Genomic DNA, 11,836 nt, shown 5'->3' with positions numbered 1-11,836 from the left:
TTTGTCGACAGAGGCTTCATTGGTTTAATGTTAGTCTTCAGTATCCATCAGGTACTTGGACGCAAACGCGGCCAGGACCGCACCAACTTCTGGCGCCACAATGTAAAGCCAAAGGTGGGACAGCGCGGAACCGCCGGCAAAGATTGCCGGGCCGATCGAACGGGCCGGGTTCAAGGACGCGCCGGTCAGGTTGACGGAGAAGATGATCAGCAGCATCAGCGTGACCCCAATGGCGAGGCCCGCAAAGTTCCCTGCGCCGTGGTCATTTGAGGTAACGTTCAGGATGACGACCAAGAACAGGAAGGTCGCCAGGGCTTCAACGAAGAACGCCGCACCGACCGACAGCTTCGGGAAGTCGGTTTGTGCCATTTGGTTGCCTGGCAGCTTCAGCGCGTCAACGATGACACGGACGCAGGCGGAAGCCGCGATGGCACCAACGATTTGGGACACGATGTAGACCAGGCCCTCGCCGATCGAGGTGCGCCCGTTGACCATGAACGCAGTGGTGACGGCCGGATTGAAGTGCCCGCCAGTGACGTTGCCGAACGCGTATGCGGAAATCGTGATCGCCAGCCCAAAGCCGATCGCAATGGTCAACGCATCGCCCTTAGCAAACAATACGGCCCCGCTGCCGAGAAAGACCAGCAGGAAGGTCCCCATGAATTCAGAACAGATAGCTTTCAATGTAATTCCTCCAAAAATTTCGACCCTGGGAAAAATCATGATGGCAAGAAACTCAGCGCCGAAGCATTTTTTTAACACAGTTATTATAACATAGCGATGCCTTTGTACAGGCTTTTGAGCCATTTTTAATTGCCAACAATCAGATAGCGGCCAGCCAAGATTTCTCAACCGGACCGCGTCAAAACGCGACGCTGACGCCAGCAAAAAACCGCCAGCGTAAGGAACTCTCCTCACGCTGGCGGCACTGACTTTATTTAAGTTGCTTCTTGATCGTTTTCAAAGTCCGCAAGGCGCGTTTGCGCGTCTTGATGTTCGGGCTGTGCATTTGGCGCCGCGCGGTCGCCGCATCGGGTTTTGCCATGAGAACCTCCATAATTACCAGCTGGCTTTGCGCACGCCAGGGATTTGACCCTTGTGGGCAAGGTCGCGGAAGTTCAAACGGGACAGACCAAACTTGCGCATGTAGGCATGCGGCCGGCCGTCCAAGGTGTCGCGGTTGTGCAAGCGCACCGGACTGGAATCCTTAGGCAATTTCGCCAAACCGGCGTAATCACCCTTGGCCTTTAACTCCTTGCGGCGAGCCGCATACTTCGCTACCAACAGTTCCTGACGTTTTGCTTTTTCAATCTTAGATTTCTTAGCCAAACTCTGGTCTCCTTCTTATTTTTAATTAGCAAATCTATTGTAACACTTTAACGCCGATCCTGGATGGCTTCAAGCGCCTTGTATTGACGCGTCATCCAGCTGATATAGGTCTCGCCGCTTGGCATGGTTTCGGTGACTTTGAGGACCGGTACGCCGGACCGTTTTGCCAGCGCGACCATGTTGCTGACGGTCGGACTTTTGAACTGCGTATTCTGGACGAAAAACTTGATCTTCTTGCCCTTGATTGCCGCCAGCAGGTCGCGGATATCCTTGGGACTGGGATCGGTGCCGTCCTCGTTTGCCTTGGAAAAATGCTCATCCACGACTTTGTAGCCGAGGTAGTGCAATGCATTGTCAAACACTGGCTCGCTGACGGCAACGGCTTCGCCATGCGCCTTCGACCGCGTCTGGTCGATCAGCTTTGTCAGCGGCGTCAACTTTTTGATGTAGGCCTTCGCGTTTTGCTGGTACTCGGCCTTGTGCGCAGGGTCAACTTTGCCGTACCGATCGGCCAGGCGTTCGCCATTTTGATCATCATTTTCGGCTTGTACCAGATGTGCTCGTTCTCGCCGTTGGCCACGCCGACGACCTTGGCCGCTGACACGACCTTGGCATCGGTGTTATTGGCGTCGACCAGTCGCGTCATCCAGCCGTCGTACCCGGCGCCGTTTTCCACGATGACATCGGCCTTGGCGACACTTTTGGCCACGTCGGTCGTCGGATCGTAGTCGTGCGGGTCGACGTCCGGATTATCGATCACCGAGGTCACCGTCCCGTGATTGCCGACGACGGCCTTCGCCACTTCGCCGTAAAAATTGACCGACGCAACCACGGTCAGCTTCTTGCTGCCGCTCGGTGTGGCACTGTGCCCGCTTGAACAGGCGGCCAGGCCGATGCCCATGGCGCCAACCACCAGCGCGGTGAGCCAATGCTTGAATTTCATAAAATGGGTTCCCCCTCGTTTTTGGCTAATCGTAATCGCTACGATTTACATTTAACAGTCTACCGAACGCACGCCTGACTTGTCAAGAAACAGTTGGTCCGAAACCCTGGCACACCGGCATTCATTACGATTTAGTTGGTGCTTAATCGTAACGGTTACTAAAAGCGACAGCTAGAAGAATATCATGCCGGCACTGCCGGGTCAACGAAAAAAAAGGTTTTTGCGACCAGTTAAAAACGCCTCATTCAACCGCACTGAATGAGACGCTATGATGAGCTTCTATACTCATCGTCAACTCGCTGAATCGGCTGAAAAATCACCCACCAGCTGGTCGATCACACCGCGCGCCGGCACGAATTGTAGGTGCGCCGGCCGGCTAGCGGCCCACTGTTCGGCGGTATACAGCCCCGTCCGCTGCTGCAAGGCCGCGGCATCCAGCCCCTGCGCATCGGCCCACGCCCACAACCTGCTGGCGCGATCCTGCATGGCCCGATTGATCGTCACACTTAACGCCGTCTCCCAAATCTGAAGCAACAGGATGCCGAACAGGAATGGCAAGTGCCCGGACAGGATGACGAACACCACCCCACCCAGGATGAGCAGCTCAAACAACATTTGGGCCTGCTGAAACCATTTCACGTTGAACCCGCGGGTGGTGAGCGTCACGGCTCGCCGGCTCGGCAGGCAGCAGATCGCCTCCTCAATCAGAATCAGCGCAACCGTTGCCCAGTTGATCGCCACCATCGCCTGATCACCGACGGCAGCCGGCGTCAAGCGCGAAAGGACGATCAATAGATTCATGATCAGGGAGAGCCAGCCCGGCACCCCCGCGTCACGGAAGCGCCGCATGCCCAGTGTCAATCCCGGCAAGAGGGTCACCGCAAAAACAAGAAAAGCCAGCAACAAAAAAAGTGATGAGTGCGACCACTTGGCCACCGTGCATGGCACCGGTATTCCCGCTTTTCACCGCCGCCAGTGAGCCGAACATAGCAAACACCAGCGCACCGCCGACAATCGCCAGCACCAGCAGCGCCACGAGTTGCCACCACCAAAACTCTTTGCGTGAGCTGCGGCCCGTAAAGTTTCCAGTGTTCGCAAAAAAAAGGCCTTGATCGCGCGCAGTCCGCTGGCACCGTAGTATTGATTGCCCATGCGTATTGCCTCCGTTAACCCCATAAACCAATATCTCGGCACGCCGATTATCGCACGATTAGCAGGCGCTGTCATCAAAAACGTTTCAGGACACGCAAAGGGCACCATTTCTTGCGAAATGGTGTCCCCTGCCACCGTGGTTGCCCCGGTGGCTTTTTATTGCAGGGTTGCCCCTGCCTGCTATCCCCGTTGCGTTGCCGCTTCGGGTCGCTTGATTAAGTTAGGAAAGTGATAGCAGCATCCTGCCATGCGTCCTGAAAGGACCCCACACGTTCAGGTGTGGTCTTCATAGCCAACCGATCGGCGGCTCAGCATGCCGGGTCAACCCATGGCTTGGGTCGGATTGCCCGGTAGTTGGCGAGTGGTGCTGATGAGGTTGTTCCTTCCTCACCCACTCGCCATCCAAAGATAGTATTGCACACAATGTAACCGCTGTCAATATTTTCTTAGCAAAAAGCCAAATTTTTCTCTAGTCAGTTAGCATTGTCTGCCTCTCATTCAAAATACCATCAACAGATATTCAATTTTACCAGCCAATGATGCCTTGCCTGATGAAATATTGACAATAAAGAATGTAGGAATTACATTGGCAGCAGCGTGAGGACTATCCGCACTGCGTAACAGCGTCGCTACAGTCTTCGCCCGCATCATTGTCACTTCTTGAAAGAAGGTCGTGCGTGTATGAGAATTAAGATTCCAACTGATAAAATCGATTCTCATCAGTCTTTAGCTGATCGGCTGCGTTTTAGTGTACTGCCGACAAATTTGAAGTTTGATTCCAAGCAGTACCCTGATTCTTGGCGGATGGTGCTACCCAGGGACCTCTACTATCGAAAGGTAAAACCTGTCGATACCTATTTTTCTACTGCAGGGGTATCAATTTCCGATTCAAAACTAGAATCGCTCAACCTTCCTTACTCACAAATAAAGGAAGTTCAAATCGGCGCTGATGCCGCCAAGATGACATTCGGCGCTGCCTACACCGGAGACTACGCATTCAACTACTTCAACGCGGTCATTGTAATCATGCAAACAAACAATGTGCCCTACTTTTTGACCTTGCCCACCTTCAAATTCGTGCCGTCATTCATCGACTTTTTGAAGGCGCAGCAGGCTGCCGTTAGTGATCCGCTGGGAATTGCAGACCACCTGACCGACATTAACGACTACCTGAAGAAGCAAGCCTCGGCGAAATTGTAACTCACTGAAGAAACTGGACTTCTGACGCTATGACAACAAAGAGGCCTCGCCACATGGGAAAACCGCCAGAGATAAAAGAAATCCCTCAGCACTTGTTGTATAACATGTAGCAGTCGAGAATTGACCCTAATCGCACCACGTTTTAGAATACAGGCGTCTTTAAATGGAGCAAATAGGAAAGGACCCAATATTATGCACATTGGGGTTATATTACTTGGTGTTATCCTAATCATTATTGGCCTTCTTGAATTTGTTGAAGTCAAAAGAACGGTTCACAGAATCCAAACGGAAGGCGGTAAGGACACTTCGTCTTTTATTGGCTATGCCCTTTGGTCTGCTGTCGTCGTGGCCATATTTCTCGCTATTACTGGCGTCGCGGTCATCGTCCTATTCCATTAGCTCATAACCACAATCCTGCTTTGGTCATTAGCATTTTGGATGTGGAATTTTTTTGGTGTGGTACTAGTATCGCCAGAGATCCTTGATTCCTTTCCGGATTTTTTTAAACGTGAGTCGCAAAAAACGCGTCCTGGGCTGAAACTAAACTCAGGGCGCGTGTCATTTTTCCAGATAGTTAAAGATCAAGTGACGCAGTGAAGTGTAGTCTAAGGTTGAATACAGAACATAATCATCGGATGAGAGCCTCGTATGCCGCTCAATAATGGTGTGAATCGCAGGCGCTGGCCCTTCATGTGCGAGAACCAATAATCTTAATGTGGCGTGACCGCTCTCAACTGGTATGCACCGGCAATGTTGTCCTCCGCAAGAAACGCGACCTCAGTGCCTTTAACCAGCTTCTCGTAACCATAGTCATTAATCGCCTTAGCCAGCTCTGGCTCGGTGTCCCCGTTATCAATCTCCTTAATGCCCAAAACGTCGTGAACAGGCAACTGCTGAGGGTGCTCGATTAGATACTTACCGGCGCGGCCACCAGAGACCCGCGTGTAAAAATCAAAATCAGCCCCCACCAGATGCAGGAAGGTCAGGTAAATTGGCGCGGTTTGCGAGAAACTGTACTCTTGCGCCTTAATCCTAGCTAAGAAGACATCCACTGTGGTTGGTGCCAAGGTCATCCAGGGTTTCCCATTACCCTTAATCGTGATTTGATTACCCTCAACGGCTAGCGTAATTCCTGTTGACAATGCGCCGATAACGCTGGTAAAGCTGCCGCGAGCAGGCAAACTCACATCACCATTGATCAGTTGCGTGGTGAATAAAGTCCGCCCGTTCAAAGCCGCGATCCCGTCTTTCGGCAACGTGCGAATTGCCGGTTGTGTCAGTGCTTCTTTCACTTTTTCCATTGTTACAGCCTCCCCCTTCAAGCAAATATCCCGTGTTCAACCCGAATACCCCCAGAGAAGTTAACTCCGGGCGACAACGATTACTACCATTGGTTTTCCCTCTATTCGCCATAAATTATAGACTCGTTAGTTGAAAGTGTAAGTACTTCCAAAGTCGTATTTTTATATTGCCCAACTGGTCGAAAGTACCCTTGCAGCGGCTTGTCTGTAAGTGATTGAGCCTACGTAGCCCCAAGGGTATAATGCAATAAAAGCGCTATCACCATTTTTCAAAGTTGCCCACCGCCTGGGCAGAAAGAGGTCAAGATGAGGATCTACCTGAACAACCAGATGCGTCAGAGCCTGATCGCCGTCTCCCGTTGCGCGCCGATGGAAGTATTGTCGATGCTGCTGTATTACCGCCGCGAAGTCACCCCCATCGCGGAGCGCATGCAAGGTTACACGGATGTAAAAACGCCAGCACCCCAGCCGCTATGTCCGGCCAAAGTTGAGACGATCATTTTTGATTACTTCAGCCTGACCACCCCGGATAAACCCTTCTGCAGGATCACAATTTGGAGTTTGCGGCCAGCAAAAAGTACCTGCTGATGGGCAAAAGCGGCGCCGGTAAGTCCACCTTGATCCGGGCAATTACGCGGGTCAATATCGGCGCGCAAACTGGCCGACTGCTGATCAACGGTGATCCCACCGCTAAGTTTGCCAGCATCAAGCTGGTCACGCAGGCACCGGCGGTCTTCAACGCCAGCCTGGCCGATAACCTGTTCATGGGCCTGCCTGTTGATGATGCCAAGCTCAGACAGCTCATTGACCTGCTGGAACTGGACGAACTCGTGAGACGCTACGGTGAAGACGCCGATTTGGTCGAGGAAGACCTATCCGGCGGCGAAAAACAGCGGCTTGCGCTCGGCCGCGCTTTGCTGACAAAACCTGATGTCCTGTTGCTGGACGAATTCAACTCGGCGCTTGATGCAAGGCTCAGCCAAAAGCTTGAAACATATGTTCTTGGTCTACCATGCATGATTTTTTCGGTCATGCATCACCTAGATCAAACGCTCCTTCCTCGCTACAATGAAATCATCACCCTCCGCGAAGGCCGGGTCGCTGGGGTCAAAGCACCATAGCCGCGCTGCATCTCTTACTTTATCGGACTGTCACTTAGGGGCATTTTTCGCTCAAAGTGACCGTCCGTTTTTTTAATTTTCTGTCATTTATAGTTGACACAATTATAAACGGGAAGTACATTATACATGACATTAAGTCAATTATACATGACAGGAGGCGAGTCCTTGAATCGAGTGCGGCAGTACCGCCAGCTGCAAGGTATTTCGCAGTTGGCATTGGCGCAACAAATTGATGTGGCGCGCCAAACCATTAATCTCATCGAAAACAACAAATACAACCCGTCACTGGACCTGTGCTTAAAACTCGCCTGGGCCCTGAAAACGGACCTGAACACCCTGTTCTGGGAGGAGGAGTCAAAATGAAAAAAAACGTGGATGGACCGCTTCGTGATTTTCTGGTGGGGAATTAAGCAGCCTTACGACGAGCACGCCCGCGCAGAGGTCGGGCGCATCTCAACCATTTCGCTGTTGTTATTGATCATCACAGAATTTTTAGTCCTGATGATTCAGGCCATCTTTAACATTAGTTGGCTGAACGTCGTCGCACTGCTCATCCTACTGATTGCCATGGTTGGCGTGAGCGTAGCAATCAAGAAGGCAGGGCTCACAGCGATTGAAACGACGCGCGCCAACGACGGCAAGCCCTACGTCAAGTGAAGCGAGACGCGGTCCAGTACGGCCTGATCTTCGGCTTCGTCTTTGCCTGTATGAAGATCCTCCTCGACGCCACCGCGGGCGATCCCGTGGAATGGATTTACGCGCTGGTCACGGGCGGCGTGGGCGGCATCATTTATGGCCTCGGGACCTATCAAAACGAAAAGAAGCAGATGCACGTCTTACCAGATGATGAATGATGCTCTAAAGCCAAAACAGGTCAACCCAGTCAGACAAAAACTTGTCTAGCTGAGTTGGCCCGTTTTGATTGCGCGCTGTTCTGCAATGCTGCAGCTTCCATCAGAACTGTGAATAAAGGAAAATTGGATTAGTCGGCGGATCCGCCTTCAGTGAGCTCAGGATATCGTTAAAGTCATTGGCCCACTGACTGAGTCCTAGCTCCGAAAACTGCTTAATGACGTGCTCGCAAGTCGCGATGCCAGTTTCTCGTTTACCCAGTTTGATTTGGACCCAGCCGTTGAAGAACTCGATGGCAAAGACCTGGTTGGCGTTGCGTTTTTCCAGCGAATTCATCATCTTCATCACTTGCACCGCGGCATCCATCTCCTCACGGGCCATCAGGCTGGTCAACGCGGCCACTGCGAGTTGAAGATCAATTTGTTCATGACTGGGACTGCGCTTGAGGACGCGGCTTCGTTTTAGCCCAATTCGCAATAGCCGCACCATCATTTCCGGACCCAACGCCGGGGTAAACGCAATGAATAGATAACATTCATAAACACCCCAATTGTCGACCTGCTGAAGGTAGTGGGTAATTGGTGCCTGAGCTCGGGTCAGGGTTTTGTTATCGATTGGCTTCTGCAAAATCGCGTTCATTGTCTGGTAGAACAGCCAGATGAAGTGATTTTTGCGCGTCGGCTTACTGCGGCATGCGGCCTCGGCACCGGCAATATGGCGATCTAGCTCTGCCCCTACTGAGACATGACTGATATCAAAGAAAAAGGCCATAAAGGGAATGTTAGCCTGCATGCGAGCCAATGGATAATCCTCCAAGGTTTCCGGATCCATTGTCGCCTCGCGCATCCCCAGCAGAAACTCTTCAATCGCCACATTCAGCGCATTCAGCAGCGCGGTGAACCGGCTGACCGTGATGTCACTTTGCCCGCGCTCGAACCGCGAAATAAAACCTTCCGTCAGCCCGGTATCCGCGGCCAGCTCGGCCAGGGTCACGTTCTTGCTTTGCCGCAGCTTCCGAAAATACGGCCCGTATTTTTGCATGCGCTCAGCTCCTTTTGCATATATGCATATTCTGACCGGGACGACCTCTTCTGTCAACTATGCTTGGGCCATCAGAAAAGAGGTCATCCCCATGAAAGAATATCTTGCGAATCACCAGTTCCGCGCACTGGCTAATTCCGATTTTCTCAGCGCCATCGGTTCCGTTCTATTCAACCTAGTCTTCCTGATCTACGCGCAGACGCTGCCGTTCAAAACGCTGGCTCTGTCGCTGGTGTCGATCATCAACCTGCTGCCAACACTGTTCCTGATCCTAAACGGATACTGGGCGGATCACACCGACCCGCGCCGCCGCTTCAAGCTGGTGGTCGGACTGCGCGTCGTGCAAGGCCTGCTGTACGTGGGACTAGCCTTCCTGATCCGCCAGCCGGGCACCCTGCTCATCTTCGGGCTCCTACTGGCCATCAACTTCAGCTCCGACCTGATCGCCAACTTCACCTCCGGCCTGCTGCTGCATTACGAGAAAACATTCATCAAGCAGGACGCGTACGCCAGCGCCATGGGCTTCAGCAGCGGCATTCGCAACGTGATCTCCATGGTCTTCCAAGCGTTCGGCGCGAGCCTGATTCTCATCTTGCACAACAACTTCGCTCTGTTCGGCTTGATCAACGCCATCAGCTTCATGCTTGCCGGCGTCGTGCTCTGGCATGACCGCCACGCCTTTACCCAGGCGGATACCAACGAGCACGCCAAAATGGTCCAGGCCCCGGCCGCACCTGCCGAAAACGTTAAGACCGGGATCTTCCGCGCCTTCGCCTTGCTTTACGAGGAAAAACCCATCTTCGCCATGGTTTTCCTGGCCATGGGCGTGAACACCCTTGGCACCTCAATGGACGGCCTCACCTCAGTCCTCCTAGCTAATACCAAAGCGCTTTGGCTCGGCACTTTTGGGACGACCGTGGCGGCGGTCAACATCGTGGGCGCGCTGTCGATCACCCTGGCGGCACTGTTCATGCATGACGGCTTACAACGCGTTCCGCTGGCCGCCTTGACCGGCATCACGATGGGGTCGCTTCTCATCTTTGCCATCAACATGGTGTGGTGGCAGCAGCCGGCGATCATGCTCGCCAGCATGGTCATCGCAAGTTATCCCATCGGCAAGATCAATCCGCGCTACAGGGCATGATTATGGGTAAGATCGACGACCAGCACTTGGCCGCGACCTCGTCTGTGATCGACACTGCTTCTTTGGTTGGCGCACCGCTGGGTACCGTGATTTTCCTTGGCATCGCAACCTCAGTTCACCGCAAACCGCCTGGATCGTCTTTGGTGGCTGCGCGGCACTCATGGTCATCGCCGCCACACTGTGCGCCGTCAAATGGCCGGACACCGAGGCAGTGGCAGCCTAACTCGTATGCTTTCTCTCTGGGATTCATAAGCCCGGTGGCAGACTTATTTGGTTTGAGCAAAAGTCCTCTGGTTTTGCCTCTGATGATATATATGCTATCATGTTCACATGGAAAAACCTGAATTCAAAAGTGGGGACAATCAATGACAGCCAAAACTACCAAAATTAGTGACATGATCGATGAGAACCTCAAAAATCCAGAATTTAAAGAGGAATATGAAAAGCAGATGGCGTTACTGGAAAGCGCCGCTGCGATTATGCAAGCTCGCGAAGCTGCAGGCGTCACACAGCGTGAGCTGGCGCAGCGCTCTGGCGTCCCACAAGCCACCATCGCCCGCATCGAACGAGGGGCAAACACTAGCGTCGCAACGATGACAAAAATTGCTATGGCGCTAGGGAAAAAAAGTAAAGATTGAAATTGTATAAAACTAATCTTTAGTCATTTAAACAGATAATGTGAGAAGTCCGGTGCCTCAAAAAATCTGACGAGGTTGACCAGTTGGCTGATGATCACGTAGGCGCCGATGATCATTCAGAACATAATTGCCGCGATTGGCCAATATGCGCTTTTTATTGACACTGCTAAACTCAAGTTATATGCTTAGCCCATCAAAAATAAAATCTTCACAAGGAGGCAACCCATGATGACAAACTTTAAGACGGTAACATCGCAAAGTTTAATCGTGACGCGTCGGCTGACGCATAGCCTCCCTGGGAACAAGCTCTAAAGTACTAAACTCCGCCTCTGAAGGACCTTGCAGCAAGCCGACTCGTGTTGGCTTGCTTTTTTGTGCCAAGATTCTTTGGAGGCTTTCATTTGATAAAAACTGATTCAACTGTTCTTCGTGGCCAGGTCTCATTTCAGGCCCAGGACCGTTTTGACTTACTTGTTGACGGTGAGACACTGCCGGCAACGCTCAGCGGCAATTTTCGCCGCACGCTTAAGCAGCAACACACCCAACTGGTGGTCGGCGACTGGGTGAGCGGCACGCTGCAAGCCGGCAGCATGCGCATCACAGCGATGCAGCCGCGCACCAGCCTGCTGACCCGTAGCACGTCGAGCCGTTTTCGCGAGTCCGGCGGCCAGGCCATCGCCGCGAATCTGACCACAGTCGTGATCGTCACCAGCGCCAACCACGACTTCAACCTCGAACGCTTGCGCCGCTACCACGCAATTGCCACGGTCAGCCGCGCCCAGCCGGCATTTTTGATCACAAAAACGGATCTCATAAGCGACGCTGCCTTGGCCAAACTGAACGACCAGCTCACCGCGACCTTCCCAGGAACCTCGGTGTACACGCTCGGCGCTGATCAGGAACCGGCCGTGAAGCTGGCGGAGCTGCTTCAGCGACGCGTGCCTAGCACTCATCGGTTCGTCCGGCGTCGGTAAGTCCACCCTGGTCGGCAAGCTGACCGGCGAGGCCCTGTTCACCAAAACCATCCGGCAAGATGACGCTCACGGCCGCCACGCGACGACCAATCGCCGCCTGTTCGTCCTGCGCACCGGGACGCGGCTCATTGATACCCCGGG

18 protein-coding genes and 1 pseudogene are annotated in these 11,836 nt (G+C 52.9%); 10 read left to right on the top strand and 9 right to left on the bottom strand.

Annotation, left to right across the window (positions count from 1 at the left end):
• Window positions 1–30 precede the first annotated feature (30 nt).
• From JCM13995_RS10725 to JCM13995_RS14650, 7 genes and pseudogenes are all read right to left on the bottom strand, one after another.
• Complete coding sequence (locus JCM13995_RS10725) at window positions 31–684, bottom strand: MIP/aquaporin family protein (RefSeq protein WP_054665502.1); 654 nt, start codon at window positions 682–684, stop codon at window positions 31–33.
• Window positions 685–934: 250 nt separating this feature from the next.
• Window positions 935–1,045 (bottom strand): putative metal homeostasis protein, encoded by a 111-nt coding sequence (locus JCM13995_RS14990; protein WP_162230953.1) that lies wholly within the window; start codon window positions 1,043–1,045, stop codon window positions 935–937.
• 14 nt (window positions 1,046–1,059) lie between these two features.
• Window positions 1,060–1,329 carry a 30S ribosomal protein S14 gene (rpsN, locus tag JCM13995_RS10720; protein ID WP_054665499.1) on the bottom strand — a complete coding sequence of 90 codons (270 nt, stop codon included), beginning with the start codon at window positions 1,327–1,329 and terminating at the stop codon, window positions 1,060–1,062.
• A gap of 47 nt (window positions 1,330–1,376) precedes the next feature.
• Window positions 1,377–2,272 (bottom strand): annotated as a pseudogene (locus tag JCM13995_RS10715) (metal ABC transporter solute-binding protein, Zn/Mn family).
• A 291-nt stretch (window positions 2,273–2,563) separates the two neighbouring features.
• Entirely contained in the window at window positions 2,564–3,142 is a 579-nt protein-coding gene (locus JCM13995_RS10710) for a hypothetical protein (RefSeq protein WP_156314450.1), read from the bottom strand.
• A complete protein-coding gene (locus JCM13995_RS13975) occupies window positions 3,105–3,455 on the bottom strand; it encodes a DUF805 domain-containing protein (protein ID WP_162230952.1) in 351 nt (116 codons plus the stop codon). Before JCM13995_RS13975 ends, JCM13995_RS10710 begins: the two co-directional genes overlap by 38 nt.
• A 467-nt stretch (window positions 3,456–3,922) precedes the next feature.
• Window positions 3,923–4,075: a hypothetical protein gene (locus JCM13995_RS14650; RefSeq protein ID WP_156314449.1), complete on the bottom strand. Its 153-nt coding sequence runs from the start codon at window positions 4,073–4,075 to the stop codon at window positions 3,923–3,925.
• A 30-nt stretch (window positions 4,076–4,105) separates the two neighbouring features.
• Between JCM13995_RS14650 and JCM13995_RS10700 the strand changes: the two genes are divergently transcribed.
• On the top strand, window positions 4,106–4,624 hold the full coding sequence (locus tag JCM13995_RS10700) for a hypothetical protein (protein ID WP_054665492.1): 519 nt from the start codon (window positions 4,106–4,108) through the stop codon (window positions 4,622–4,624).
• A gap of 710 nt (window positions 4,625–5,334) precedes the next feature.
• Here the strand turns inward: JCM13995_RS10700 and JCM13995_RS10690 are convergent.
• Window positions 5,335–5,925, bottom strand: a complete 591-nt coding sequence (locus JCM13995_RS10690) for a hypothetical protein (protein WP_054665486.1) — start codon at window positions 5,923–5,925, stop codon at window positions 5,335–5,337.
• A gap of 306 nt (window positions 5,926–6,231) precedes the next feature.
• Here JCM13995_RS10690 and JCM13995_RS10685 point away from each other — a divergent pair, with 306 nt between their 5' ends.
• The 5 genes from JCM13995_RS10685 (at window position 6,232) to JCM13995_RS10665 (ending at window position 7,900) form a co-directional block, all read left to right on the top strand.
• A complete protein-coding gene (locus tag JCM13995_RS10685; RefSeq protein WP_054665483.1) occupies window positions 6,232–6,513 on the top strand; it encodes a hypothetical protein in 282 nt (93 codons plus the stop codon).
• Window positions 6,480–7,046 (top strand): ATP-binding cassette domain-containing protein, encoded by a 567-nt coding sequence (locus JCM13995_RS10680; RefSeq protein ID WP_054665480.1) that lies wholly within the window; start codon window positions 6,480–6,482, stop codon window positions 7,044–7,046. Before JCM13995_RS10685 ends, JCM13995_RS10680 begins: the two co-directional genes overlap by 34 nt.
• A 165-nt stretch (window positions 7,047–7,211) precedes the next feature.
• Window positions 7,212–7,409, top strand: a complete 198-nt coding sequence (locus JCM13995_RS10675; protein WP_054665476.1) for a helix-turn-helix transcriptional regulator — start codon at window positions 7,212–7,214, stop codon at window positions 7,407–7,409.
• A gap of 12 nt (window positions 7,410–7,421) precedes the next feature.
• Window positions 7,422–7,703 (top strand): DUF3278 domain-containing protein, encoded by a 282-nt coding sequence (locus JCM13995_RS10670; RefSeq protein ID WP_054665473.1) that lies wholly within the window; start codon window positions 7,422–7,424, stop codon window positions 7,701–7,703.
• Window positions 7,700–7,900: a hypothetical protein gene (locus JCM13995_RS10665; RefSeq protein ID WP_054665471.1), complete on the top strand. Its 201-nt coding sequence runs from the start codon at window positions 7,700–7,702 to the stop codon at window positions 7,898–7,900. The genes JCM13995_RS10670 and JCM13995_RS10665 overlap by 4 nt, the downstream gene beginning before the upstream one ends.
• 100 nt (window positions 7,901–8,000) lie before the next feature.
• Here the strand turns inward: JCM13995_RS10665 and JCM13995_RS10660 are convergent, their stop codons facing one another.
• On the bottom strand, window positions 8,001–8,939 hold the full coding sequence (locus JCM13995_RS10660; protein ID WP_054665469.1) for an Rgg family transcriptional regulator: 939 nt from the start codon (window positions 8,937–8,939) through the stop codon (window positions 8,001–8,003).
• A 91-nt stretch (window positions 8,940–9,030) separates the two neighbouring features.
• Between JCM13995_RS10660 and JCM13995_RS10655 the strand changes: the two genes are divergently transcribed.
• The 4 genes from JCM13995_RS10655 to rsgA (JCM13995_RS17180) all read left to right on the top strand — a co-directional run.
• Window positions 9,031–10,083, top strand: coding sequence for an MFS transporter (locus JCM13995_RS10655; protein WP_225350855.1), 1,053 nt, complete (start codon window positions 9,031–9,033; stop codon window positions 10,081–10,083).
• 365 nt (window positions 10,084–10,448) lie between these two features.
• Window positions 10,449–10,721: a helix-turn-helix domain-containing protein gene (locus tag JCM13995_RS10650; protein WP_054665467.1), complete on the top strand. Its 273-nt coding sequence runs from the start codon at window positions 10,449–10,451 to the stop codon at window positions 10,719–10,721.
• 401 nt (window positions 10,722–11,122) lie between these two features.
• The gene (rsgA, locus tag JCM13995_RS17185; protein ID WP_054665465.1) at window positions 11,123–11,695 is read left to right on the top strand and encodes a GTPase RsgA; all 573 of its coding nucleotides are present in this window, start codon (window positions 11,123–11,125) and stop codon (window positions 11,693–11,695) included.
• On the top strand, window positions 11,673–11,836 hold a 164-nt coding region (rsgA, locus tag JCM13995_RS17180), incomplete at its 3' end, for a GTPase RsgA (protein ID WP_156314451.1). The genes rsgA (JCM13995_RS17185) and rsgA (JCM13995_RS17180), both read left to right, overlap by 23 nt.

Origin of the sequence: Lacticaseibacillus camelliae DSM 22697 = JCM 13995 (assembly GCF_001311195.1) — a bacterium.
Taxonomy (GTDB): Bacteria; Bacillota; Bacilli; order Lactobacillales; family Lactobacillaceae; genus Lacticaseibacillus; species Lacticaseibacillus camelliae.
This window is presented reverse-complemented; position numbering and strand designations above follow the sequence as displayed.

Bases quoted from the DNA above. Each gene is read 5' to 3' on its own strand.
- JCM13995_RS14990 (WP_162230953.1), bottom strand. From the start codon at position 1,045: ATGGCAAAACCCGATGCGGCGACCGCGCGGCGCCAAATGCACAGCCCG.
- JCM13995_RS14650 (WP_156314449.1), bottom strand. From the start codon at position 4,075: ATGATGCGGGCGAAGACTGTAGCGACGCTGTTACGCAGTGCGGATAGT.
- JCM13995_RS10670 (WP_054665473.1), top strand. From the start codon at position 7,422: ATGGACCGCTTCGTGATTTTCTGGTGGGGAATTAAGCAGCCTTACGAC.
- JCM13995_RS10650 (WP_054665467.1), top strand. From the start codon at position 10,449: ATGACAGCCAAAACTACCAAAATTAGTGACATGATCGATGAGAACCTC.
- JCM13995_RS10690 (WP_054665486.1), bottom strand. From the start codon at position 5,925: ATGGAAAAAGTGAAAGAAGCACTGACACAACCGGCAATTCGCACGTTG.
- JCM13995_RS10655 (WP_225350855.1), top strand. From the start codon at position 9,031: ATGAAAGAATATCTTGCGAATCACCAGTTCCGCGCACTGGCTAATTCC.
- JCM13995_RS10660 (WP_054665469.1), bottom strand. From the start codon at position 8,939: ATGCAAAAATACGGGCCGTATTTTCGGAAGCTGCGGCAAAGCAAGAAC.
- JCM13995_RS10700 (WP_054665492.1), top strand. From the start codon at position 4,106: ATGAGAATTAAGATTCCAACTGATAAAATCGATTCTCATCAGTCTTTA.
- JCM13995_RS10685 (WP_054665483.1), top strand. From the start codon at position 6,232: ATGAGGATCTACCTGAACAACCAGATGCGTCAGAGCCTGATCGCCGTC.